Consider the following 26436-nt stretch of genomic DNA (forward strand, 5'->3'; position numbering starts at 1 on the left):
TTTCATTTCCTCCTATTGTGGTAAAAATTCATTTGTGAATGCTTTTTCAGGATCGAATTTGCCTTCTAATAGGTGATTGTCACTCATCCAGTTTGCATAGTTTTCCCAAACTTCAAGTTTTTGCTCGCCCCATTGTTTCGCATCATCTTGATATTTATCAGCAAGCCATTCTTGACTTTTCTTCACAAGTTTTGGGTTTAAATCTGGTACAGCTTTGATTAGAATATCTGCTGCTTTATCTGGATTTTTAATAGCATATTGGTAACCTTGTGAAGCTGCTTTGACAAATGCTTTCACTGTTTCCGGATCATTTTGGACCATTTTTTCATTTGTTGCTAATACTGGTGTGTAGTAATCCAGTTTTTTACTGTAATCCGTTAAATAGATCATATTTAATTTTTCGCCACGAAGTTCCGCTTCTATACCTGTCCATCCATAGTAGATCCATGAAAAATCCACATCTTTTTTGACCATTGTAAAGAAGTCAGCGTCTCCTGCATTGATAATATCTACTTTTTTTACATCTGCATTTTCGGTTTTCATCAATGAATCAATAACGGCCTTTTCTACTGGTGAACCCCATCCGCCATATGTTTTTCCTTCAAAATCTTTTGGCGTTTTAATATTCTTCGCGATTGGTGATGCAAAACCAGAAGTATTGTGCTGAATAATCGCTGCAATCGATACGATTGGAACACCTTGTACTCTTGCTTGTGTAATTCCTTCTTGGTAGCTTACACCAAAATCAGCTTTACCAGTCGCAACTAGTTGATCTGCTCCCGTATCACCTGGTTGAATAATGTCTACATCTAAACCTTGCTCTTTAAAAAATCCTTTTTCTTTTGCAACATATAGTCCAGTATGGTTTGTATTAGGTGTCCAATCTAATACAAGCGTTACTTTTTTTAGTTCTTTCTTAGAGCCTGCTGTATTTTCATTTGAATTCTTAGACTCCTTTGACTGACAACCTGCTAAAGCAAGGATTGCCACTAACAATAACACATAAAACTTTTTCACCATTCTTGCCTCCATCTGTGTGGTTTTACAAGTTCAATGCAAAGAAAAAACGCCCGGAACCTACCGGACGTTAACATGCATTCTAAAAGATCGTTGTTTGAAGATCATTCTATGATTTTTAGCTGATGTTCCCTCCGCTGGTGTTAACCAGTTCAGGTTCTAAGGGTCAGTATCTATCGGATACATTCTCAGCTGGCATCACCAGCCCCCCTACATTCTTAAAACATATGAACTTTTCCCTTCCATTATAGCAAAGATTTGAACAATGTAATAATGGAATTAATTACAAAAAGTTAGCTATATTGAATTTTTCAGTACCATGGAACAACATTTGGAATATAAATCAAGTCTCGTTTTGTTTCCGATTATTCAATATTTCATTCTTTAATGCTATCATTTTTTCTTTTGAAGGATTTCCATTTGTAAGAGATAGTGCCTTGTTAATAGAGATAAGTGCTTGATCGAATTCTTTTACCTTTAGTTGGGCATCAGCTAAATAGTACCAATAATCTGGGAGGTTAGCTCTCATTAATAATTGTTTGTAATAGGCGATGACTTTTTTAAAATAGTTTGGATAATGGTCGTTTGCTTTCATAAGTCCCTTACCATTATATCGATAAACATCTACAATATAGGCCTCTCCCATATCATGTATCCAAATAGCCAATTCAAATTGACCATCTTTCCCATATCTTCCATGCATATCTTCCGCATACAACTTACTATATTCCACGTAGTTTGTCAGTAGATTAATGAACCCATGAATTTGCCATTGTATTAAAACTAATTGCGACAACATACTTCCTAGTTGCCAGCCAACAATTAATGTATTTACTCCACGATTTGTTAATGGAACAACCATTAAATCCGTAATTGCGTTTCCCTTTCCTTTTATCTCTATAACAGGATACCAATCATCAATGGATTTTTTAAATAATAGCAGATAATTTTGACCTTTATTTTGGTAAGCAACGACTAGTTCCTTTACCCGGTCTCCATCTAAATCTGCCAATAAAATGGCCGGTCTATTGTTAGAATTTTTCAATTCCAGAATTTTTGCTGACGGTGGCAAGATGCTCTTTAACCAAGTTTCATATTCACTCAATTCTCATCCACCCCTTTAATGTAGTGTATGCGCAAATTTGGATGAGAGATAGTTCGTGTGTTTAGGTAAATTTTAATATATATCTGATATTGGAAGAAGTGGAATTAGCTCCGCTTTCCGTGGGCGAACTGACTATCCTCCACCTCAATCAACTTTCTATAAAATTTTTTACTAATTAAAACTATATCTTCCATAAAACTAAACTTAGTGAACAACCTTATTTGTTAGGATGGAAGTAAGCTCCCCACCCTTCTCAATCATGTTACTACCTAATATAAAAAAGCCTCTGACCCTTAGATCAGAGGCTTTTTTCATTATTTTGGAAGATTAATATAAAGTTTACCCGCTGCTTTTTTGAGTGTTTCGTTTTTAAAACTATCTACTGCTTTTACTTCGATGACTGCTCCATCTGCTACAGTTCCATCCGGTACAGTCCAATAACCAACATAATGTCCTGCTGATTCTTCAGACATAGGTAGTTCTGTTGCGTTTTGTGCAGTATCGTTTACGTTTGTTAATGGCATATGAATGAAGAATGATGCTTTTAAGTCTGGCTCGCTGTCAAATACAATTTTAACTGTCTTACCAGTTGATAACGTCATATCATTCGTTGGCGTTAAGTTTTCAATAACTGGTGCTGTATAATCAGCAGTTACTGTTACTTTTTTCGTCACTTTATTTTTTGCTTTATCTTGAGCTACTACTTTGATTTCATTAACGCCTTCATCTAAAAGTATACGAAGAGAGTATTTACCGTTCGTAACTTTTGCGTCTTTGCCATTTACTTTTACCCAATCAAGGTTTTCGTCAGCAATTGTTCCTTCAACTGTAGTAGTCTCACGGTTTGTTTTAGCACCATCTTGTGGACTATCAATTGTTAGGGTAGGGTTTGTCGTATCTAGGATCACCTTAACAGATTCAGATTCACCTGTTACTTTTCCATTCAGTTTCGAAACTGCTGAGAATGTGTTAGCTCCTTCTACTAATTTAGCTGGAATAGAGAATTTGCCATCCGCTCCAACAACCGTTTTACCTGCTTCTTTGCCATTTTGTTTTAACGTGATTTCAGTCGTTGGAGAAGCTTTCCCTTCAACTTGAATGGATCCTTCACTTGTTACATTACCAGCTACTGGTGAAGTGATTACTGGCCCATTCACTTCATAGCTGACACGAGCACGAATCATATAGTTACCTTCAGCTACTGGTGATTTTGACCATGCTCCTGAAACGCTTTGATAGCTTCTGCCAGCATTTTTGCCATCTTCATCCGTTGCAAGTCCAGGAGTGTTTGGATTTGCATTTGTTTGGCGATATACCATGTAGAAGTCTCCGTTGACAGTAATATTATTTTCACTTAAGTCAACAACTGTCCACTGGCCATTACGTAGGGCTGTTGCATTAAAAGGCCCTGCAAGTTTTTTACCAGGAGATCCATCAGCACCAGTTGCATCCCATACTTCAACAGCAAAGGCTGTTCCACCTGGATTTGGCCATGTTGTATCCCAGAATCTGAACACACCATCTGTAACAATACCTTGTTCTTTTCCTTCAGGAAGAGACATTTTCACAGCCCATGCATTACCAGCAGCATTGAAGGCACGTGCATTTTCAGCTGTACCATCATCATAGCCAATTTCCCCACCTGGATAAGTGTAGAATGGTTTTAGAATAATGTTCTTTGTATTGGCTTCTGAACCGATTGTAATTGGTATTTCTTGGCTATGATAACCACGAGCGACTATTTTCAATGTGTAGTCTCCATGATATGCAGTTAAAGAATAATTACCATTTGCATCTGTAGTAACAGGAGTAATGTTCGCATCCTCTTCAAGTAAGAGGGTTACACCTGCTATTCCTTCACCTGTAGACTCATCCGTGATTTTGCCACTCACCGTATTTTGGGCAATTTCTTGTAATGTGAAGTTGGCACTTGTCGATTTGTCTGCTTCAATTTTCACTGATTGTTGTTTTGATGTGAATCCATATGCTTCAGCCTTTACAGTAAATGTACCTGAACTATGTTTCAGTGAGTAAGATCCGTTAGCAGGATCTGAGTAAACGGAACGATTCGTTTCTAGTACACTAACTTGAGCACCTAACGGAAGAAGTGTTGGATTCACAATTGTTTCTTCAATAGGCTTCTCGTCTTTCACTGGTAATACAGGTTTAATTGTTTTAGGATCAATCGATTCTTTTACAGCATCTTTATCCTGACCTTTTCCTATATTCCCATTGTTGCTATTCGTATTGTTTTTATCTTTTCCTTTTGATACTTTGCCTGTTTGGGAAGCATTAGCTAATGCTACGTCATCAATATACCAGCCTTCTTTAACAACACTTGAATCTGAGAATGCATTGAAGCCGATATAAATTCGTTGACCTGCATATGCAGAAAGGTTTACTTCAGCATCTAACCAACCATTTGATGCACCTGAAACGGTTAATAGTTGTGTCCAGTCTACTTTGTTTGTCGATACAAAGATATTGCCGTAATCATAAGCTCTACCAGATGAAGATTTTTCGAAATTATACCATTGTTTAAATTGCAAGTAAGAATTACCTTCTGGCAGATCGATTGGTGGCATTACCAATGTAGCGTTCATTTTGTTCGCATAATTCCCTGCTAAATTTGTTGCATATACTTTTTCGCCAGATGCAGCTTTTCCTGGACCAGAAGTTGGTTTGCCCCATTCCCAGCTGTTTTCATTACCAAAGGAATACCAGCCAGTTGGTTGTGATTCGAAGCTTTCAGAATATCCAACTGTAATGCCCGGTTTCACTTTTACAGTGTATTCATCACTCACAACCTCATTATTACCGAAATCATTAATCACCCATTTGTATTTAAAGTCGCCAACTGGGATACGTGCACCAGGAATAGTTACACCAAACTCTCCTGATTTGTAATCACCCGATTTACGACTCGCTGTAATGTTTTGCCACACACCATTTTCATCTTTGTATTTTAATACGACAGATGAAACGCTAATGTTATCTGATACTGAAGCTGTTAGATCTAAATCCATACCAGCATAAGATTCTTTTGGAGCTGTATGTTTTAGCACTGGCGCTTCGTTGTCATTTCCTTGTTTTGTCACTTGACCTTGAAGAGTACCAAGACCTGAAGCGATAGACGATACAGCTTGATAAGCATCCACTAATCCATAACCATAGCCATGATTTGGTGTTTGCGGATATTGTGAGTCTGTTAAAGGTGTTGCTGTATTGATAAGAATTTGTTCCATCTCATCAACAGTTAAATTTGCATTCACTTGACGAAGAAGTGCTGCTACACCAGAAACTGCAGGACCCGCCATGGATGTCCCATTCCATCCACCTTCATAAGCACTCCCCGGTACCGATGAACGAATATTGACACCAGGTGCAGAAATGTCAGGTTTGACCTCATTGTATGGTGATGGGCCACGAAGAGAGAAGTTCGCTACCTTATTGTTAATATCAATGGCTCCTGTTGCAAAGCTTTCAGGATAATTTGCTGGTGCTGCTACAGATCCCGCACCACCCGGATTTGTTAATGTTGTGTTCCCTGCTGAAAACTCTGGGAAAATTTCAGCTGCACGCCAGTTTCGAACGACATCACGGTACCATTCGTCAAGTCCTGGACCGCCTCCCCATGAATTGTTGACAATATCAGGTGCCATATCTACTCGTGCATTACCGTTTGAATCTGTTGGCGCTAGAATCCATTGTGCTGCTTCTAAAAGATCAGCATCTGTTCCACCGTTTGAGGTAAATGCTTTAACAGAAATGAATTTTGCACCTGGAGCAACACCAATTTGGTTAGATCCATTTGCTTCGCTCCCTACCATTGTTCCTGTTACATGTGTTCCATGTCCAATATCGTCATATGGTGTAGCTCGACCTGCTGATGTTGCATCATACCAGTTGAAATCATTCGATACTTGTCCAGTCGATGCATTATAGCCACGATATTTTGCCTTTAGTGCTGGATGATCCCATTGAACACCTGTATCAATACTTGCGACAACGGTTCCCGTTCCATCAATTCCCATGCCCCAAACTTCTGGAGCTTTAACTCTTTCAACATTCCATTCGATACTTGAAGTTTTAGCCTTTTCTTCAACTGCATTTTTTGCTTTGCTATTTGTAGCAGATTGGGCTTTACGTTCAACAACAGTTTTTATTTTTGCTTCATCTTCAGTACTTGTCTTTGTCGTATAGAGTTGACGGGTTTCATTTGGCAGCACTTTTTCTACTTCATCAAATGTTGCAACCTTTTCAGCCACTTCTTTTGTAGCTGTAACGGCCATTCCATTTACGATAAAGTACGATTCAATGTCTTTTGCATTCCCTTTATCCTCTTCTTTTTCTAAGAATTGTTTCACATTCTCCTGTGATTCTAGGGAAGTTGCCTTCAGATTTGAAACTACTGAAGAGCGCTGAACAAATTTCGTTTGCTGTGCAGATAACTTGTCCTTCTCTGCACTTTTTCTAGCTTCTGCTGCGACTTTATTTGCAGATGCTTTTTCTTTGAATTTGATCAAGAAAGTTAATTTTTCATCATTTTTAAAATCTTCAAGCAAGCTGCTGCTCACTTTATCCTTCACAACACTTGAATTTTGGCTAGAGTCTCTAAAGGACTGGTGAAGATTATTCGTTGTTGCGCCAGCGATATTCGGCGAAATCAGTGATATCGCCATAAGTGCAGATGTAGCTAGACTAAATACTTTGAATGAACCATTTTGCTTTCTCAATTGCATTCCTCCCTTTTTCATTTTTAGAAAATGTATTTCTTTGCTAGAAGCTAGCATTCTTTCTAGGAAATCCTAGAAAGATCCAAAGAAAAACACCTTGCCTCCTTTCCTAAAATGACATTTAGGCAAACAGATACAAAGGTGCTAAACAGAATCTCTAGTTGTTAGAATTACTATAAATTAACAGAATTAAAAACTTTGCCACATTGTGTCGAAAATTTTAGGCATTTTTTAAATTAATCATTATTCCCTAATTATTCCAAGGACTTTAGTATGAAAAAAAGCAATATATGATTCTATGTAAAATATATTAATATAGCCAAAACCCTTGATATTAATAGGATTTTGTGAGCTATGAAAAATCATTACTAAAAATAGCCACTTTCTTATTGATCGAAAAATGCATATTTGAACCCATAAAGTGGATAAAGAGGAAAATTGTCCATTGAATTTCAAGTTTATAAGTTAGGTTAATAGAACTAATTAACACCAAACAATTTCTAATGTTTTCAAGTTGGATTAATTAGATTCTATTTTCTTAATGAATCAATTTCATAAATCCTTTTCTAGGCATATTATATCGCTACAGACAGGCGCTTTCCGCGGGCAAGCATCAAGCCTCCTCCTCACTTCGTTCGTGCGGGGTCTTGATTAGCTTGCTCTTCCCGCAGGAGTCGCCTGTCTTTCGCTCTATCGATAACTATTCATTCTGGCATCAAACTTGGATTATCCAAATATGAAATGTTCGTATATTTTAATAAATTTTGCATTATGAAATCGAGTCTACTGTATTTATTTATTGGGTTAACTAAAAAAATTTCATATGTACGCTCTATGAAATAGCAGTGAAAACACATCACATACATATAGGTCTATAATAACAATGCGTTTTTTCATATTAACAGTACGAATTATCTATATATATATTTACTCAGGAAATCTTATCCATTTGACTTTAAATCTGACCTAGTTCTAATTAGCATTAAAATTGATTTTGAAATTGTGATTTTAGATGTATAGGGTTTAGTTTTGGGGAGTTTTTACGGGACTTTGTAGCAAGGTACTTCTCTTAATAAAGCTCTATTTCAAATCTTGACTCGTCTTTGTTTATTACATTTTCGATATTGATTGTTGCCCATCTTAGCGTGTTATTACAACTTTGAAGGTTTTTATTTCATTGTTTATTTCGAATTTATTGTCAATAGCGTTTAGCTTTGCATATGTTTGGTTAAAGTTGAATATGAGATGGTGGGAGGGTGAAGATGAGAGGACTCTGGAAGCGAATGGGATTGGACTTTTTTGATGCGGTGATATGGATCTATGGGAGTTGTGTTGCATTCGTGTTGATTGTACTGTTTGCGTTTTTCTGGATTAAATAAAATTTCTTGTATTTATGCTATAAATTAACTTTGTATCATTCATCCTGTGCATTTTGTAAATTTTTTTAATTTCAGTGATAAATCGCATCGTAATGCGCATATTATTTTTATTGTGTTATAGGGCATTTTTGAGAATATGTATATGATTGTGTTGCCTCGTTTGGGTTGGATACAACCGAAAGCACCTAGTCATATTAGAGATGAGTAGGTGCTTTCTATGGGAATTGCTTATTCAACTTGTGAGTCCTCCATGCGTTTTAACTCTTTTGCTAATTTATAAAATAGCTCTTCGTCACGTGAAGATAATGCGTAATCGATTAGGCGTAATCGATTGCGATCTTCAAGTTCTTCAATCAATACATCAATCTCTGATGGTGCACTCAATAACTTTTCGCCTCGTTTCAATTCAAGTTCATCTAAAATAAGTTCTAGATGGTCGTGAATATTAGAAACTAAGAGTAATTGATATAAAGGTAAGCGGATAAAACGGCTTCCTTTTTGGAATACGAATACTTCCGATAGATTTTCAATTTGTAATGATGATAGATTAATCACAATTTCTTTTCCTTCTACAGGGATGAAATGGAATAGTTCCTCGTCCTTTATTATAGAGAAATATTGATAGGCAAAAACCATTTTAAGTCGTGCTCCATCTCGTTTCGTGTAGAATGGTTCCATTCTTTTCACTTCTAACATAAAAGCTCCCTCCTTTGAAGGAATATTCTGATTATTAATATAATATCATGAAATACCGTTTTTTGACACAAAAATATTTGTCGTCTTTTCTGAACTTCTCCCCAATTTTCATCAAATTAGCACAATGTAAAAAAGCTTTCTAGTGAAATATTTCCTTTTACATTTACGGATTGGTTAGAAAAGTTTTATAATGAAAGGAAAGTTTTTTTTGCAGGAGCGAATGATATGAATACGAATATTTCTGATATTGCCAAAGGTTACGAGGATTTTATTCGTAATCAAATGGCTCAAATTGGTCTAGATCTCCATGCTTCAAATCCTGAAGATGAAGAGTTGGTGCGACGTGCAGCGTTTTTAGCTCGTCACAACTACGTAAAAATTAGTTCTTATAGTGAAGAACGTAATGTCATTTCGTTTGTTGTGCAAGATGCAACACCTACGAATGTTACATTTCATATAAATACGGGTAATCTTTCTTGTGATTGCCCAAAAGAACATTGGTGCCGTCATAAGCTGGCGGCCTTGTTTGTTCTATATCAATATATTGATTCCTTATCTACTTGGCTTGAGAGTTTTCGCTCGAAAAAATCTGCACAGATGAATTTGTTGAAAGAAGAACGATCACCCGAAGCCTGGCTGGGTCTTGCACAAAATATTTATAAATCCAATTTATACAATCAGCCTGTGCTAAATCCTTATTTAGTGGAGAGCATTTTCGCAGATATGGAACGACAAATTTTCAAGCATACCCCTCTTGAACGTGAATGGCAAAGCTTGTATAAGCTATTTACTCATATTGCGCTGCTTTCTCATACTTGGAAGCATTTGAAGACAACAACAGAATCTTATAAAACCTATTTCAATAACTTTATTGAACATGAAGCCGAAAAAGTAAAAGAACATATTCGATTAACCTCTTCGAAATCACGTCTTTTTGCGACTGATCCTTTCTATGATACATTGCAAAAAATCGTTAATTATTTTTTATTGCATCAAGCGGGCAATTTTGAACAACGATTATATATATATACGTTGTTTTGGGAATCCATGTTCAATGAAAAATCTCGTCGTGAATCAGAATTAGCGTTGATTAAAAATGATCGTCATATTGCAGATGACGTCAAAATTGAAAGCATTGAATCTATGTTCTTTATTATGCTGAAAAAATATGACGACTTAGAACAGGAGTTAGCAAGTATCAATGATGCAGATATGTTAGTTTGGATGGATTTGGCGCGTTTTGCTGATCGAAATGAGGATGACAAAGCGTTATCCATGATACTTCGTGCGATGTTGCCTTGTTTGAATTCGTTCATTAATTCTTGGCTATCAACCCGATATCGTTCAGCCTTTGTTAACGCTTTCAATAAATTATGTTCAAAAATCGATCTTAATGACGAAGAAGCAGAAGTTTTATTTTCAGCTTCAGGTATGTATGGTATGCAACCCTATTCATTGTTTTTAATTGATCGAGGACGTTATATGGAATGGACGGCACTACATCATCGCTTTCCTTCTTCCCTTGCCTATTTAGAGCTATGTGGTTTAAAAACCGTATTTGAAGAAAATCCGGAGGCCCTTTTGCCTTTATACCATGCACTAGCCATGACCGAACTAAATCAAAAATCACGACAACATTATAAGCAAGCAGTTCGTGTTTGGAAAAAAATGAAGGCCGCTGCTAAAAAAAGTGGAAAAAATGAATTTTGGAATAATTATGTCGATCAAACTAGACATCAATATAAACGACTTCGTGCATTACAAGAAGAAATTGAGAAAGGAAACTTGAAGCTATGACAATCAATGCAAAAGTGCCCGATACCTTTTTAAAGTCCATCCTACTTGAGATAGAGACCGAAACGGGACAATCCTTTTCTTTGCAAGCACATGAGCAAAGTGGCGAGCCCATACTTGCAAACGAATGGCTCTCTTTTCTCTTTTTCCAATATGAACCTGCCTATTATGGTTTAACGGCAAATCATTCGTCTCACCATATTACATTAACACCTCTTGAAATGGTCGAATTGTTTTCAATCGAACAAAAGCATCCATATATCACTTATGTTGGAATAGATGAAAATTCGAGCCATTGGGTAGAAGCCGCTTCAAATGCTTCTACATATTGGTACAGTCAAGATTTATGGAATCATATTACGATTGGTAAAGATGATTTCACTTTAGACTTACCAATCGATGATTTAACAGAAAAACTACTGAAAATGGGATTAACACAAAAACTTATTGAAGCAGGCTTAACAATAAGTGATCTTCCTTCGTTACTACCTTTCTTCCGTAATGGTGGATGGCCAATTACATCTAAAACAGTCGATGATGAAATCTATGTTGGATTACGTCTTCGTGAACCAGCAGAAGATAGTGACGAATGGATTCTTGAAACGGTCATTCGAAATAAAAAAAGCGTTAACTTTTGGGCACCTCCTGTTCGAAAACGTGCCCTTCAAATTGAAAATGCACTACCCGATAAATGGAAACATCATGCAATAGGCATTCAAAATTTACAACAACAAATGGTTGAATTATTACGTACACAAAATTATATGCAAAACATTGATTCAAATACCTTCCTTTCATTGCATTTAAAGGATTTAGATGTACGTGAGTTTTTGCGTGCAGATTTTGTGCGTTTACAAGCACTTGGGTTTGAAATTGTCCTTCCTGCATGGCTAAAGGATTTAAAAGATTCTCGCATCAAAGTTCGTGCTAGTGCAAGTACAGCATCAAATTATAAATCTGCAGCAGGTCTTCAAGAAATTTTGACATTTGATTGGAAACTTTCTTTAAACGGCCAAGATATATCTATAGATGAATTCCAACAAATGGTTAATGATAATCGTGAATTTATCCGTGCTGGTACGGAATGGGTTCGTGTAGACGCTGCATGGATGCAAGAAATCCGCAAACTAATGGATAAAGCAGAGAACGAAAATTGGACAGTTCGTGATTTATTATTCCAAGAGTTGCCAGAAGAGCTGATTATCCCTGATGAAGATGATGATGACGAAAACCGTGATGATCCATTCTTCCAATTTGAGATGCAAAAATCATTACGTGATTATATCCAAAAATTGGTTGATAAGAAAGGAATGCCCTCTGTCCATGTTTCCGATCACTTGCATGCCACTTTACGTCCTTATCAACAAGAAGGATTTGAATGGCTTGTCTTTATGCGTCAACAAAGCTTTGGGGCTTGTTTAGCCGATGATATGGGGCTTGGGAAAACCGTTCAGCTAATTTCTTATTTACTACACATTTATGATCAGGAATCGGATGCTCAACCTACTCTAATCATCTGTCCAACATCCGTTCTGGGTAACTGGCAAAAAGAAATAGAACGTTTTGCACCATCATTGAAAGTTTATTTGCATTATGGTTCAAACCGATTAAAAGATACTGCTTTTGATGCTTATATTGAAAAGGAAAAACCTCAAGTTGTTCTGTCTACTTATGGAACGATTACACAAGATGTAGAAATGCTCGAAAATCGGGAATGGGCAAATATTACACTTGATGAAGCTCAAAATATTAAGAATATGCATACGAAACAGTCAAAAGCGATTCGTAAACTACATGGCAAACATCATATTGCTTTAACTGGTACACCTGTAGAAAATCGCTTATCTGAGTTATGGGCAATTTTTGACTTTATCTATCGAGGCTACCTTGGTAGTTTCTCTCGGTTCCAAGAAGAGTTTATTGCACCAATTGAACGTGATGAATCAGAAAATCATAAGAACCGTCTACGTAAGAAAATTCAACCGTTTTTGTTACGTCGTACGAAACAGGATCCTGCTCTTATGCTTAATCTTCCTGATAAACTGGAGCAACGTGAATATTGTCCGCTTACAGAAGAACAAGCTGTTTTGTATGAAAGCTTTATCCAAGAAACATCACATAAGCTTGAAACATTATCTGGTTTTGAACGAAAAGGCCTTATTTTGAAAATGCTTAGTAAATTAAAACAGCTGTGTAATCACCCTGCTCTTTATTTGAAGGAACCATTTGAAAATGCTGAAGATATGTTAAGTCGTTCTGAAAAGCTAGATCGTATCGTGACACTTGCTGCTGATATTGCAAATAATCAGGAGCAATGCTTAATCTTCACACAATATATTGGCATGGGGCATCTATTACAACACTGCTTATCTGAGCTATATGATATTGATGTGCCATTTTTAACAGGGAGTATGCCAAAGCAACAGCGTGACTATTTCGTGGAGTCTTTCCAAAAAGGAGAGTTTCCGATTTTCATCCTGTCTTTAAAAGCAGGTGGTACCGGCCTGAATTTAACAGCAGCAAATCATGTTCTTCATGCTGATCGTTGGTGGAATCCAGCTGTTGAAAACCAAGCTACAGACCGGGCTTACCGAATCGGTCAAACACAATTTGTGCATGTCCATAAGTTCATCACGACAGGTACAATTGAAGAGAAAATTGATACATTGCTCACCGAAAAACAAGCTTTGTCCGAAGATCTTATTCAATCTAGCCAGTGGATTACTGAATTAAAGGACGAAGACATTATGAATTTACTGTCATTTAGTTTTTAATGTTTGACTTAGGGATTATCTGTTGTTTTAACTAAGGTATATTTAGGATAAAATTATGAGTTTAGGGGCTGTCCAAAAGTGAGCTATTCATTCACTCTTGGACAGCCTCTTTACTTGAATTGAATAGATTCTAAATATTTGTTGAAAATTTCACACAATCTAGCAACAAGATTTTAGATAGAACATTTTTCACTACTTTTATCCATTCTTTTTTTGATTCTTAAGCGCCACTATAAAATGGTCACCAATATGTACAGATAAAGCCATACGATGATGACTTCATCCGCTGTCTTCCCCATAGACAGTTATTAAACGCTTTTTCAACTTCCAACTTTCGTTTTGATTGTCCCCATAACAACAAAACTACTATTCTCTTTTACACCCTTACTATTTAGTTGCTTTATTCGTTATGTATACTGTACATAACGAACTATGTTCTTCATACAGTAATTTTGAATTGTTCCAATGGATGATCGTTTGGTTGATTTTATTTGGATCAATTCATCAAACCTACTGGTGCGGTCTTTCCAATAGGACTGTTGTCATCAATTACACTTAGGTGTAATTGCGTCGGGATTTTGAGTTTTAATTGTACAATTTAAATTACTCAAAATCTGTGATATCTTTCTGAGGCTTTCACTTCTTTTGTTTTTTGCTGTCTGAAAAAAGTTAACCCATTGGTAATCCTTCTGCTTCTTCTGTTGGTAGTACAAATCCTGCTGGCACAGCTTGCGTTTGTCCCGACACTGCTTGTTGATTCGCTTGTTGTTGGATTGCCTTTTCTTCGCGTTCCTTTAGAGCTAAGAAACGTACTTCGTCAGCGACTACTTCAACAATGTAAACTCGTCTTCCATCTTCACGTTCATAGGATCTCGATTGTAATCGGCCACCAACCCCAATTAATGAGCCTTTACCACAATATTTCACCACGTTTGTTGCGAGTTTGCCCCAAACAGAACATGATACAAAGTCTGTATCTATCTCCCCATTTACATTTTTAAAGTTTCGATTGATAGCAATAACAAAATTAGTTTGTACTCTCCCTTCCGATAGTTGTCTTAATTCGGGATCTTTTGTAATTCTCCCTATAAGGGCAACTTGATTCAAGTCATCACCTCCTCCCATTTGAATTATTCATATCATAATAGGATTGCAATTTTAGTGCAAAATAGCGAAATAGTGTTTTTATGCCCTTTTTTATGTACAAAATTCAATCCTGAAAATGCTGAAATTTGGGTGATTGGCGTTATTATGCATTTCCTTATTTTCCAAAATTCATGCGAAATATTTTTTTAGCTGATTTTTTATATGTTATAATTACCGTACGAAATTCGTCGAAAGATAGGTGATAAATTTTAGTGAAAACATTTAAAATGTTGTCGTTGGAACTATTGAAAGATGAAGAATTGAAATCATTTCCACTAACTGATGGAATTATTATTAATCAAGAGAATAGCCACAAAGCTTGGATTTTAGAAATGTATATGGATCGACAATACGCATCAGATTTTGCTCCTTATTTAGGTACGGATACGGTATTAAATGTACGTGCTGTTATTTCTTATCCAGATAATGATCCTGCTCCCTTTCGAGTTGTTGTGCAACAAATTGTAGAGATGCCAGAAAAGGAACATGTATCAGTTTTATTAAAAGGCACATTAAGTTCTGTTCGCCGTCAATATGCTGAGCAATTACTATTAAAGCTCGTCGAAGAAGGCTTTACTGGTAATGCATTGATTGAAAAATTCAAAGCAGATATGCATGAAAGACCTCGGTTGAAAGATAAATCATAATGTATTATTTGAATACGATTCCTGCTCCTCTAGTGCTTGAAGTTCAGGACAAATAAAAAGCTCGACATATCCTACTTGGATATGTCGAACTTTTTTATTTATTATCGTCTCTGCTGTGAGGAGTAACGTATCCGTTTCCTACAGTATTATCTGTGACAGTGTTATCAGTTGTTCGTTTGGTAGTTCCTGGCGTAATATTATTGATACCTTCTTCAACGGCTCCTGTAGCATTGTTTACGCCACGTTCTACAGCATTAATGCCTTTATTTACACCTCTTTCAACATCCGTAACACCATTGTTAACGGCATTATTAACACCATCATTTGTAATACCATCGTCAGTTACACCAGTATTGACGTTTCTATTCACGTCCTCCATCGGTGTTTCAGTACGAGTTGGTTCAATTGCCTTATTGGTATTACACCCAACTAATACAAGTGCTGAAAAAAGTATGATCGCAGCTGACTGCTTCCACATTTTTTTGTTTCCTCCTTCCACCTTTAATTTAACCATCACACTGTGTGCGATTTAAAAGTAGCATGTGCGGAAAAAGTGAAACTATCCTTTTGATTTTTGAAATGATTTAAGTCAAATTGGGTATACTAACTAGAATGGATTAAACGGATTGTTGATTTCGTGAAAAACAACTCCGAAATTGAGTGCAATTTATTGCTTCATTTTTGGACTTTTATTTGAAAGTAAATATTCTATACCTTACAAGCCGATAATCATATTATAAAAAAATCGCTACGAACGATGATGTCCGAAGCGATTTACTTTATATATATTATTCGTTTTCGTCTTTTGACTTTGGTCCGATGGCAAATAAAATGTCTGCTTCACTGACAAGTTCGCCATCTACTGTTACTCTTCCATGCCCTTTGCCCATTACGCCACGAAGTTTTGTGAATTCAACTTCGATTTCAAGTTGGTCGCCAGGGATTACTTGACGTTTAAAGCGAGCATTATCAACACCTGTTAGAAAAGCTAGGTGCCCTTGGAATTTTTCGGATTTAAGTAGTGCCACTCCACCTACTTGTGCCATTGCTTCAATAATTAGAACGCCAGGCATTACAGGATAGCCTGGAAAATGGCCATTGAAGAATGGTTCGTTAATAGAAACGTTTTTAATTCCTACTGCTCGTTTACCTTCTTCTACTTCTGTAATACGATCCACTAAAAGAAATGGATAGCGATGTGGTAAAATTTGTTGAATTTGATCTGCAGTTAACATACTGTATCCCCCTATTGTAAAAAAATTGAAAGCCTATTTGGATTGTACTCCATTCATAATATCGAATACATGCTTCCATGTTGCTGGATTTAAAACACCAAGTGGGTTTCCATCACCGATTACGCCAAATCCAATCATTGAGCCCGCAATTGCTGCAATGACAAGTAAAACAACAACAACGATGATTCTGAACCCGATTGAAAATGCACCTGGAAATTTCTGTTTTCTTCCTTCGGCATCATTTTCTAATTCTCTATTTTGTTTTGCTTCTCTACGTGTAAGTGGCTGTGGAGTCGGCGTTTCAGTTCTCTGTTCTGTTGTATTATTTGCCATTACTTGTTCTCCTCTAATTTTAATTGCTTATCTTATCTCATTAACTAATCCCATCATTTGATCAGCTAAAGTTATAGTTCTTGCGTTAAATTGATATGAACGCTGTGTGCTAATAAGATCTGTCATCTCTTTTGAAATATCCACATTAGACATTTCAAGTCCACCATTTTGCATAGCTACTTGAGCTCTGTCTACACCTTTTAAGTCTTTCAAAACATTAGCGCGTGGGACGCCAAGTTGATTGAAATTATCAGGCAAACCAATGTACGTATCTGAAATATGTTGCATTAGTTGTGGTTTCTCTACTTCAGTAACACCGATTTCAATTTGAGCGCTTGTATTATTATTATACTTAACATTTAGCATTCCGTCTTCTGTCACAGAAAAGTCTTTTGCATCATCTTTTAATACAATAGCATTACCATTGGCATCTGCAACTGGATATCCATCTGTATTCACTAGCATTGCATTACCATTTTTTAAAGGTGAAAGGTAGAAGTCACCTTGACGAGTATATACCGTTTTAGTGCCATTCTTACCATCTGGCATTAATATATTAAAATACTGTTTAGGTTTTGTAAATGTAAAATCAAGGGCACGATTTGTCTGTTGAATGCCACCTTGTTTCCAGTTTGTTTGTGCTTGTCCTAATCTAGCTCCAACACCAATGCGGATTCCAACTGGTGACTGACGTTTTACTTTGTCTTGTTTGTCATTTTCAAATTGTTGATATAGTAATTCGTTGAACTTCGTTTCTTTTGCTTTAAAGCCATGCGTATTACTATTTGCCATGTTATTACTAATGGTATCCAATTGTTCTTGAAGTTGAGACATTGTATTTGTAGCTGATATCATTGTTCTTAGCATTTAGTATACCTCCTAAATATCCCAAAAATACCTACTGAATTTATTAAACCTCGGCATAATGGCATCCAAAATTTGAATTGTACTTCACAGATAAGGAAAAGCTAAACTTTCCCAACTTGATTAACAGCTTTTTCCATACTTCTGTCGTATGCTTGAAGTATTTTTTGATTGGCCTCGAAGGCTCTGTAAGCTGTCATCATATCTGTCATTGTGCGAGCTGCATCAACGTTTGAACGTTCAATATAGCCTTGTTTTGTTGAGAAACTGACATTGTTAACATTGTAAGCAGATGTTAAGTTTCGTCCATTACTTGTATAAAAAAGTCCAGTATCACGTTTTGCTAAGGTATCAGGTTGTGCTGAATAGGATACGCCTAGACGTGCAACTTGTTGACCGTTTTCCATTATGTATCCATCTTCTGTTATTTGGAAATCATCGTTCTGCAATGTGATCTTTTTACCTTGATCTGAGAGGACATAAAATCCTTGTGCATTCACTAAGTTACCTGCTGCATCTAATGTAAAGTTCCCATTACGAGTGTATGCTTCTCCACCTGTTGGATTTTGAAGACGATAAAAGATAGCGCCTGGTTTACCTGTTGCCTTATTAATCGGTAAGTTACCATTTACTAAAGCGACATCAGTAGGTAGCTCTGTTGCAGTAATTTGACCTTGTGTAAAGTCAGGTAATGTTTCTTGCATGTATACACCAGTGCTAAGTGTTCCTATTTGATTTGCTGAACTACCTTCAAAACCATTTTGAACATTTGCAGGACCACTTTTTGTAATACGTGACAAAAGCATTTCTGGGAATGAGCGGATCGTTGATTGATCTGCTTTATATCCTGGTGTATTTGCATTGGCAATATTATTTGATAAAAGTTCTGTACGACGCTGTTGAGAAATCATGCCGGAAGCAACTGTATAAAATCCGCGAAACATCGATTTCACCCTTTCAATAAAATATGGAATTAGTTTTTGAGAAAGTGATTCTAGTATTTTATAAACAATAGAAAGTCGATAAAACAATTCATGAACTTTTCGCTCAATAATCATGAATCATTTTAAAAACTTATCCGTTCCGGTGCCTCCCCTGCCGTTACTCGTCGCAAAAAAGCTTTCACTACGGGACCTCGTTTGCCAGTTTTCGACAGGAGTACTGGAGCATTCACCTTCACTATATTTTATTTCGGTTATTATTTTAGACGTTTTGGTGCTTTATCAATATTTTCTAGCATAATGCCAGTTCCTTCTACTACACAGTTCATTGGATTTTCTGCAACAAATACAGGTACTCTTAGTTCTTCTGTTAGTAATTGGTCCAAACCATGTAATAACGCACCACCGCCTGTAACCATTACACCACGGTCAATAATGTCAGCTGATAGCTCTGGTGGAGTTTTTTCAAGCACATTTTTTGCAGATTGTACGATTAAGGCGATAGATTCATGTAAAGCTTTTTCGATTTCGTCAGAGTGAATCTCGATTGTTCTTGGTAATCCTGTCACTAAATCGCGACCACGAATTTCCATTTTTTCATCTCGGCCATGTGGATATACAGTACCAATTGTCATTTTAATGTTTTCTGCAGTTCGTTCGCCGATTAATAGCTTGTACTGTTTTTTAATATAATGAAGGATATCATTATCAAAAAGATCCCCTGCTACTTTAATGGATTCAGATGTAACAATATCGCCCATTGATAGAACAGCAACGTCGGTTGTACCACCGCCGATATCAATAACCATATTTCCGCTAGGTTGGAAGATATCCATACCTGCACCAATTGCTGCTACTTTTGGCTCTTCTTCCAAATAAACATTACGTCCACCTGACTTTTCAGCGGCTTCACGGATGGCTTTTTGTTCAACACTTGTAATATTTGTAGGGCAACAAATTAAAATGCGTGGCTTCGACATGAAACCTGAAATGTTTAATTTATTAATAAAATATCTAAGCATCGATTCTGTTATATCGAAATCTGCGATAACGCCATCTTTTAATGGACGAATTGCAACAATATTACCTGGAGTTCTTCCGACCATTTTACGTGCTTCTTCTCCAACAGCTAATACCTTATTCGTATTTTTATCGATTGCTACAACGGATGGTTCGTTTAATACAATTCCTTTTCCTTTTAAATGGATTAGTACATTCGCTGTTCCTAAATCGATTCCTATATCTTTTGAAAACATGTTGTTTCCCCTTTCTTCATGTTCCAATCATCATCAAAAAAATATATATGTATCTAGAATATTTTAACATAACGATGAGTTAATTACATCTAATTATTTCGATCATTCCTAGGTAATTTAGGTTATTAACTAAGACTTTACACACCCTACTCTCTCCTATTTTCAATTCATACTATTTGATTTGTCATACTAAGTATTTGTGTTATCAATCTTTCTATGCATTCTTTTAAAATAAAAGATAGAAAAAGACACCTTCGCTATTCAAGATGCGAAGGTGTCTTTTTTTCTGAATTGCGTGTAAGCCATTTTTGGCGTGTTGCTTCTCCACCTCGAATATGACGGATGGATTTGTGATAAGCTAAAATTTCACTTACCTCTTTCGCTAATTCCTCGTTAACTTGAGATAACCTCTCAGTGAGATCCTTATGAATGGTACTCTTAGAATAGCCAGTCTTTTGAGCTAAGGCTCTCACAGTTTGTTGCGATTCTTTAAGCATAAAACCAAGTTTTAGACATCGATTGCGAATATGTTCGTGCACATTCTCTTCCTTTCCACAATGGTACGAACGTTTCTTCACCTTATGTCTAAAACCTTTTGCTTAGAACCTAGACGCGAGAATTATCTAAAATGCAAGTAAACTTTTTGGATTAATATGCTTACCTTCTTGCATTACTTCAAAATAAAGATGTGTGCCAGCAGTTGGATTCCATTCATTTGAGATCGCTTTTCCAAGTTTTTGACCTTGGTCTACTTTATCTCCTTTTTTAACAGTGATTTCACCAACAGAGCTGTATTGTGTTGTCATTCCATTTGCATGAGATATAGTAATCTCGTTACCTACAAATGGGTCATTTTTTACTTCTTCAACCGTACCGCTAAGCGCAGCAAGAACATCGAAGCTTTCACTATTTACTGCAATGGCAATACCATCACTTGTAGTGAAAGTTTGGTTGAATACGAGTAATGCACCTTCTCTAGCTTCTTCGCTTGCTTCAACATCGTAGTAGTCCTGTATTACTTTTGCATCTTTTAAAAGTGCTTCTTTAAATGGATACTTCAAGGATTCAGCAGTTGCGTTTGTTTCAACAGTAGGACCGTTTGTACCATTTGTAGCTGTTAATTTACTAGTACTTGTCTCATTAGGAGAATTAGTCATTGCTGTATAACCCCAAACACCTGCAACTAAAAGAATTGAAAAGCTTGCATAAATTACTGGCCAAAACCAGCGTTGTTTTGTAACATTTGATTTTTGTGGAGTAGGTTTTATCTTATTTTCCTCTCTCATTTTCATCACCTCATTTGCTATTCTTGTCAATAGCTTGAGAGTTTAAACATAGAGAAGAAGATTTTTTTAGTTTTTCTATTTTTATTTGTTGATAGAAATGATGTAAGATCTCTTTTGCACTCGCCCCCTTTTCTGCGAGCGCTGTTGCTCCGTACTGGCTCATCCCTACACCATGACCATATCCTGTTGTTTTTACTTGTACTATCTCCTTTTTAGTATTCCATTTAATTGTGAAGTCTGTAGATGCTAGTTGAAGTTTTTCACGCACTTCTCTACCTGACCATTTAAAGTCTCCTTTTTTAATTGTTTCTACCCGGCCTGAATCATTACGATAGATTTTAACATTTTGAATTTGTGTTTCTGTCCATTGTTGATTGAAGGCAATATTCCATTGTTGAAGCGTAAAGTTATAGTTTGTATGATATCTTGGTGATTCTTTTTCATTTGATGGAACGGAGACAGATTGTAGATATGGGATTGATTGTCCGCCATAGCTTTTTGCACTTTCAGTTTGTCCATTACTTGTTGAAAAGAACATGGCTGTGATGAGTTCATCTTTGTAAACCAATACTTGTCCTTTTGTTGCTTGTACAGCTTTACGGATTTTTTTTTCGTTTTTGTTAAAATTGGTACCCCAGTCTTTTCTTCGTTGTTCTTCATCCGCAAAGGCTTGGGCCGAGACATTTGGTTCTATGGCATTTTCTCCAAAATTCGTGCGTTTTAAAGCGAAAGTCCGTGAAGCAATAGCTTGTGCCTTAAGAGCTTCTAAATCGAAGGATACGGGCATTTCAGCTGCGACAACCCCTACTAGATACTCTTCAAGCGAGTATTTTTTATTTTCTCCTTGAATTGATATTTGGATGTTACATTCTTCATCCATTGTTTTTGTTTCATTTGTCTGTTTTGCTGTGGTACCTGCAGTAGCAGTAGGAATTTCTTTTGTTTCCTTGTACTTCGTTACAAATGTTGGCAATATGAATAGAGCGACAATAATAAGTAGAATATATAGATGTATTTTTTTCATATTTATGAATATGTGTGGTAAGAAATGTTTATGATTAATTTAAACAGGCCATTTTGTAAAAGTTTAGATTTTGAGATAAAGGATCAAAATCTTGTTCTATTCTTTTGGTTGGGGTGTTCATACAATTTAGTGAGAAGTGGTTAAAAAGTGAATGTTAAGTACTGAAGTTTTTTTTAAATTTTTGTAAATAAAAACCCACTACATACATAAGGTATGTAATGGGTTAGAGTTGTAATAAACATGGAAGATTATATTTAGTTCGTTTGAAGTTCTTTTTCGAATACATCTTCAGTAGAGATTCGTTCGATATTAGCGCCTAAAGCAGCAAGTTTTTTATGGAACTCGACATATCCTCTGTCTAGATGATGAAGTTCTGAAACACGCGTAATTCCCTCAGCCACTAAACCTGCAAGAATTAATGCGGCTGCTGCACGTAAATCAGTTGCAGCGACTTCTGCTCCTTGCAATTTGCATGGTCCATCAATAATTACAGAACGTCCATCGATTTTCGCATTGGCATTCATACGACGGAATTCTTCTACATGCATAAAACGATTTTCAAACACAGTCTCTGTAATCACACTTGCTCCTTGAGCTACAAGCATTAAAGACATCATTTGAGATTGCATATCTGTTGGGAATCCAGGATGTGGCATTGTTTTAACATCTACAGCCTTTAAAGGATGAGTTGAACGAACACGAAGACCTGCATTTTCTTCTTCGATCTCAACGCCCATTTCACGCATTTTTGCGATTAGAGCTGTCATATGTTCAGGTACAGCATTTTCAATTAAAACATCTCCACCCGTAATTGCAGCAGCAACCATAAATGTGCCTGCTTCAATACGATCAGGAATAATTGAGTGTGTTGTGCCATATAATCTCTCAACACCTTCAACACGAATGGTATCTGTTCCAGCCCCTACGACTTTGCCGCCCATTTCATTGATGAAGTTTGCTAAATCCACGATTTCAGGCTCTTTAGCTGCATTTTCGATAATTGTCGTACCTTCTGCAAGCGCAGCTCCAGTAAGAATGTTTTCTGTAGCACCTACACTAGGAAAATCTAGATAAATTTTTGCACCTTTTAATCGACCTTCAGTTGATGCTTCTACATACCCATGTCCTGTAGAAATTTTCGCTCCCATTAACTCGAAACCTTTTAAATGTTGATCAATTGGTCGCGAACCTATTGCACAACCACCTGGCATAGCAACACGTGCATAACCATTTCGTGCTAATAGAGGTCCCATAACTAGAATGGATGCACGCATTTTACGTACATATTCAAATTGAGCTTCAGATGATAGTTGTGCTGATGCATCAATTTCTACAACATTTTCTTCAGGAGAGAATGTTAATTGTACATTTAAACTTTTTAAAACCTCATCAATTGTATATACATCTGCCAAGTTCGGCACGTTTTTTATTATATTTTTTCCTTCAGATGCTAATAATGCTGCTGCAAGAACTGGTAGAACTGCATTTTTTGCTCCTTCTACTTTTACATTTCCGTGTAAAACCTTGCCGCCTTTTACAACAATTTTCTCCACAATATGTCCCTCCGAACTTAATCTAAATAAAATCTTTTTTTATACTTTTTATATTTCAGTCCATAAAATTCATGTATTTATTCAATACCAATAATTAGTAACAAAGCAACTTACATAATACCTTTTTTTCATGATGTTGACAAGAACCGATAACACTATTTTAGTTTTCTACGAATAAATAACTATAGTAATACTATATTACGTCAAAATGCTAGAAATGTGTTATAAATTTTCCATTTCTATTCGACTTGACAGTTACCCATGAATTGAGGAAATTAAACAAGTTTCAACAAATTATTTCCTGGGTAATGGGTACTCTATATGCAAAAAGAATAATGAAATACGTTTAAATAATGCAACGTAATGAAAAACCACATAAAACACACATATCTCTATTGTAATATAAATCGTTCCTAAGTACAGAACAAAAACTAACGTTTGTACAATAAGTTTGTGCCATTATTTCTTTTGCATACAGAATACATTTAATTAAATAAAAATGGTAATTGTCTTGACCAAGTTGAAATAGCAATAAAGAAATTCGACACAGTTGATCCGATGGCAATGCTTAACAAAATAAATAGCAGTTGAACTTGAAAAACATGATTTTTCTTAAAAACTTTTTCATACATCAACGATTGTAATGCATAAAAGGTTATTCCAATAAAGAAAATATGTGAGCAAATACCAATTAGTGCATGTTGACCGATTAAGGATGATACTGAATCCATATTTTCACCCACTTTCACCTTTAAAAAAGCGAGCAGAAATATAATTCTGCTCGCTTTAAAATTAATCTATTACTTAGATGTTACCCTCTTTAACGTTGATACGATTCATCGCGCGTTTTAAAGATAGTTCTGCACGTTTGAAATCAATGTCATCTTGCTTACTTTGAAGTCGTTGTTCAGCACGTTTAACAGCTTCTTTTGCACGAATCATGTCGATATGATCGGCAATTTCGGCAGAAGGAGTTAAGATTGTAACTTTATCGGGACGGATCTCAACAAAGCCACCGCTTACTGCTACAACTTCAGTGTTATTGTCTTTTTTAAGACGAACAGCACTAACTGCTAATGGAGCAACTGTTGGAATATGTCCAGGCAGAATACCCATTTCACCAGTTACAGTTTTCACAATAACCATGCTAACTTCTGAATCGTATACTGGGCCGTCGGGAGTGACAATGTTGACTACAGTCGTCTTCATATTTTTTCCTCCAAGTCCCTAGTATTAAAGTTCTACGCCCATATCTTTTGCTTTCGCAACAACTTCTTCAATAACACCTACAAGACGGAATGCATCTTCTGGTAATTTATCGTATTTACCTTCAAGAATTTCTTTAAATCCACGAACTGTATCTTTTACGTGAACATAAGAACCTTTTTGACCAGTAAATTGTTCAGCAACGTGGAAGTTTTGTGATAAATAGAATTGTACACGACGTGCACGGTTTACAGTTAATTTATCTTCATCAGATAATTCATCCATACCTAAGATAGCGATGATATCTTGTAATTCATTGTAGCGTTGTAATGTAGATTGTACTTTACGAGCAACTTCATAGTGTTCTTTACCAACGATTTCAGGTGATAAAGCACGAGAAGTTGAAGCCAATGGGTCAACCGCTGGGTAGATACCCATTTCAGAAAGTTTACGTTCAAGGTTTGTTGTAGCATCTAAGTGAGCGAATGTTGTAGCTGGAGCCGGGTCAGTGTAGTCATCGGCTGGTACATAAACTGCTTGGATAGATGTTACAGAACCTTTGTTTGTTGAAGTAATACGTTCTTGTAATTTACCCATTTCAGTAGCAAGTGTTGGTTGGTAACCTACGGCAGAAGGCATACGACCTAGTAACGCAGATACTTCAGAACCTGCTTGAGTGAAACGGAAAATGTTATCGATGAATAATAGAACGTCTTGTCCCATTTCATCACGGAAGTATTCAGCCATTGTAAGACCAGATAATGCTACACGCATACGAGCACCTGGTGGCTCATTCATTTGACCGAATACCATTGCTGTTTTAGCAATAACGCCTGAATCGCTCATTTCATAGAATAGGTCGTTACCTTCACGAGTACGTTCACCTACACCAGAGAATACGGAAATACCACCGTGTCCTTGAGCAATGTTGTTGATTAATTCTTGGATTAAAACGGTTTTACCTACACCGGCACCACCGAATAGTCCGACTTTACCACCTTTGATGTATGGTGCTAATAAGTCTACTACTTTAATACCTGTTTCAAGTACTTCAACATTTGTTGAAAGTTCTTCGAATGTAGGAGCTTCACGGTGAATTGGATCACGGCGAGCTTCTGCTGGGATTGGATCTGCTAAGTCGATTGTTTCACCTAATACGTTGAATACACGACCTAATGTTACTTCACCAACTGGTACTGAAATTGCAGCACCTTTGTCAGTTACTACTGAGCCACGTTGTAAGCCATCTGTAGATGACATTGCAATGGTACGAACAGCGTTATCGCCTAAGTGAAGAGCTACTTCTAAAGTAAGAATAGCAGTTTCTTCATTAGGACGTTTGATTTCTACAGTTAGCGCGTTATTAATGTCTGGTAATGTGTTGTTATCGAATTGTACGTCGACAACTGGACCCATTACTTGAAGAACGTGTCCTGTGTTCATA

21 protein-coding genes and 1 riboswitch are annotated in these 26436 nt (G+C 36.4%); of the genes, 3 read left to right on the top strand and 18 right to left on the bottom strand.

Going from position 1 to position 26436, the window contains the following annotated elements; translation table 11 throughout:
- Positions 1-12: 12 nt before the first annotated feature.
- From ABE048_RS08235 to ABE048_RS08250, 4 genes are all read right to left on the bottom strand, one after another.
- Complete coding sequence (locus ABE048_RS08235) at positions 13-1020, bottom strand: ABC transporter substrate-binding protein (protein ID WP_430310501.1); 1008 nt, start codon at positions 1018-1020, stop codon at positions 13-15.
- Between the two features lie 109 nt (positions 1021-1129).
- A riboswitch (TPP riboswitch) is annotated at positions 1130-1239 on the bottom strand.
- A gap of 121 nt (positions 1240-1360) precedes the next feature.
- Positions 1361-2122, bottom strand: a complete 762-nt coding sequence (locus ABE048_RS08240) for a hypothetical protein (RefSeq protein ID WP_430310502.1) — start codon at positions 2120-2122, stop codon at positions 1361-1363.
- A 314-nt stretch (positions 2123-2436) separates the two neighbouring features.
- A complete protein-coding gene (locus tag ABE048_RS08245; protein WP_430310503.1) occupies positions 2437-6864 on the bottom strand; it encodes a S8 family serine peptidase in 4428 nt (1475 codons plus the stop codon).
- Between the two features lie 1601 nt (positions 6865-8465).
- Positions 8466-8933: an IDEAL domain-containing protein gene (locus tag ABE048_RS08250; RefSeq protein WP_430310504.1), complete on the bottom strand. Its 468-nt coding sequence runs from the start codon at positions 8931-8933 to the stop codon at positions 8466-8468.
- Between the two features lie 225 nt (positions 8934-9158).
- Here ABE048_RS08250 and ABE048_RS08255 point away from each other — a divergent pair, with 225 nt between their 5' ends.
- Together ABE048_RS08255 and ABE048_RS08260 are read left to right on the top strand one after the other, a co-directional pair.
- Complete coding sequence (locus ABE048_RS08255) at positions 9159-10730, top strand: hypothetical protein (protein ID WP_430310505.1); 1572 nt, start codon at positions 9159-9161, stop codon at positions 10728-10730.
- A complete protein-coding gene (locus ABE048_RS08260; protein ID WP_430310507.1) occupies positions 10727-13501 on the top strand; it encodes a DEAD/DEAH box helicase in 2775 nt (924 codons plus the stop codon). The genes ABE048_RS08255 and ABE048_RS08260 overlap by 4 nt, the downstream gene beginning before the upstream one ends.
- Before the next feature lie 669 nt (positions 13502-14170).
- On the opposite strand, the gene ABE048_RS08265 is transcribed toward ABE048_RS08260, so the two are convergent.
- The gene (locus ABE048_RS08265; RefSeq protein ID WP_430310509.1) at positions 14171-14608 is read right to left on the bottom strand and encodes a single-stranded DNA-binding protein; all 438 of its coding nucleotides are present in this window, start codon (positions 14606-14608) and stop codon (positions 14171-14173) included.
- A gap of 251 nt (positions 14609-14859) precedes the next feature.
- Here ABE048_RS08265 and ABE048_RS08270 point away from each other — a divergent pair, with 251 nt between their 5' ends.
- Positions 14860-15294, top strand: a complete 435-nt coding sequence (locus tag ABE048_RS08270; protein WP_430310510.1) for a YwpF family protein — start codon at positions 14860-14862, stop codon at positions 15292-15294.
- Positions 15295-15388: 94 nt separating this feature from the next.
- Here the strand turns inward: ABE048_RS08270 and ABE048_RS08275 are convergent, their stop codons facing one another.
- From ABE048_RS08275 to atpD, 13 genes are all read right to left on the bottom strand, one after another.
- On the bottom strand, positions 15389-15772 hold the full coding sequence (locus tag ABE048_RS08275) for a hypothetical protein (protein ID WP_430310512.1): 384 nt from the start codon (positions 15770-15772) through the stop codon (positions 15389-15391).
- A 310-nt stretch (positions 15773-16082) separates the two neighbouring features.
- Entirely contained in the window at positions 16083-16529 is a 447-nt protein-coding gene (fabZ, locus tag ABE048_RS08280) for a 3-hydroxyacyl-ACP dehydratase FabZ (protein ID WP_430310513.1), read from the bottom strand.
- Positions 16530-16562: 33 nt separating this feature from the next.
- Positions 16563-16862, bottom strand: coding sequence for a DNA-directed RNA polymerase subunit beta (locus tag ABE048_RS08285; RefSeq protein ID WP_430310515.1), 300 nt, complete (start codon positions 16860-16862; stop codon positions 16563-16565).
- Between the two features lie 27 nt (positions 16863-16889).
- Entirely contained in the window at positions 16890-17729 is an 840-nt protein-coding gene (locus tag ABE048_RS08290) for a flagellar hook-basal body protein (protein ID WP_430310516.1), read from the bottom strand.
- A gap of 101 nt (positions 17730-17830) precedes the next feature.
- Positions 17831-18670 (bottom strand): flagellar hook-basal body protein, encoded by an 840-nt coding sequence (locus ABE048_RS08295; protein ID WP_430310517.1) that lies wholly within the window; start codon positions 18668-18670, stop codon positions 17831-17833.
- 254 nt (positions 18671-18924) lie between these two features.
- Complete coding sequence (locus ABE048_RS08300) at positions 18925-19923, bottom strand: rod shape-determining protein (protein ID WP_430310518.1); 999 nt, start codon at positions 19921-19923, stop codon at positions 18925-18927.
- Positions 19924-20180: 257 nt separating this feature from the next.
- On the bottom strand, positions 20181-20462 hold the full coding sequence (locus tag ABE048_RS08305) for a sporulation transcriptional regulator SpoIIID (protein ID WP_430310520.1): 282 nt from the start codon (positions 20460-20462) through the stop codon (positions 20181-20183).
- Positions 20463-20546: 84 nt separating this feature from the next.
- A complete protein-coding gene (locus tag ABE048_RS08310; RefSeq protein ID WP_430310521.1) occupies positions 20547-21209 on the bottom strand; it encodes a peptidoglycan DD-metalloendopeptidase family protein in 663 nt (220 codons plus the stop codon).
- 10 nt (positions 21210-21219) lie between these two features.
- Positions 21220-22233, bottom strand: a complete 1014-nt coding sequence (gene spoIID, locus ABE048_RS08315; RefSeq protein ID WP_430310523.1) for a stage II sporulation protein D — start codon at positions 22231-22233, stop codon at positions 21220-21222.
- A gap of 254 nt (positions 22234-22487) precedes the next feature.
- Complete coding sequence (murA, locus tag ABE048_RS08320; RefSeq protein WP_430310525.1) at positions 22488-23786, bottom strand: UDP-N-acetylglucosamine 1-carboxyvinyltransferase; 1299 nt, start codon at positions 23784-23786, stop codon at positions 22488-22490.
- Between the two features lie 485 nt (positions 23787-24271).
- Entirely contained in the window at positions 24272-24517 is a 246-nt protein-coding gene (locus ABE048_RS08325; protein ID WP_430310526.1) for a DUF1146 family protein, read from the bottom strand.
- A 73-nt stretch (positions 24518-24590) separates the two neighbouring features.
- Positions 24591-24995, bottom strand: coding sequence for a F0F1 ATP synthase subunit epsilon (locus ABE048_RS08330; protein ID WP_430310528.1), 405 nt, complete (start codon positions 24993-24995; stop codon positions 24591-24593).
- A 24-nt stretch (positions 24996-25019) separates the two neighbouring features.
- Positions 25020-26435, bottom strand: a complete 1416-nt coding sequence (atpD, locus tag ABE048_RS08335; RefSeq protein ID WP_430310530.1) for a F0F1 ATP synthase subunit beta — start codon at positions 26433-26435, stop codon at positions 25020-25022.
- Between the last annotated feature and the right edge of the window lies 1 nt (position 26436).

Source organism: Rummeliibacillus pycnus (genome assembly GCF_050459865.1).
Taxonomy (GTDB): Bacteria; Bacillota; Bacilli; order Bacillales_A; family Planococcaceae; genus Rummeliibacillus; species Rummeliibacillus pycnus_B.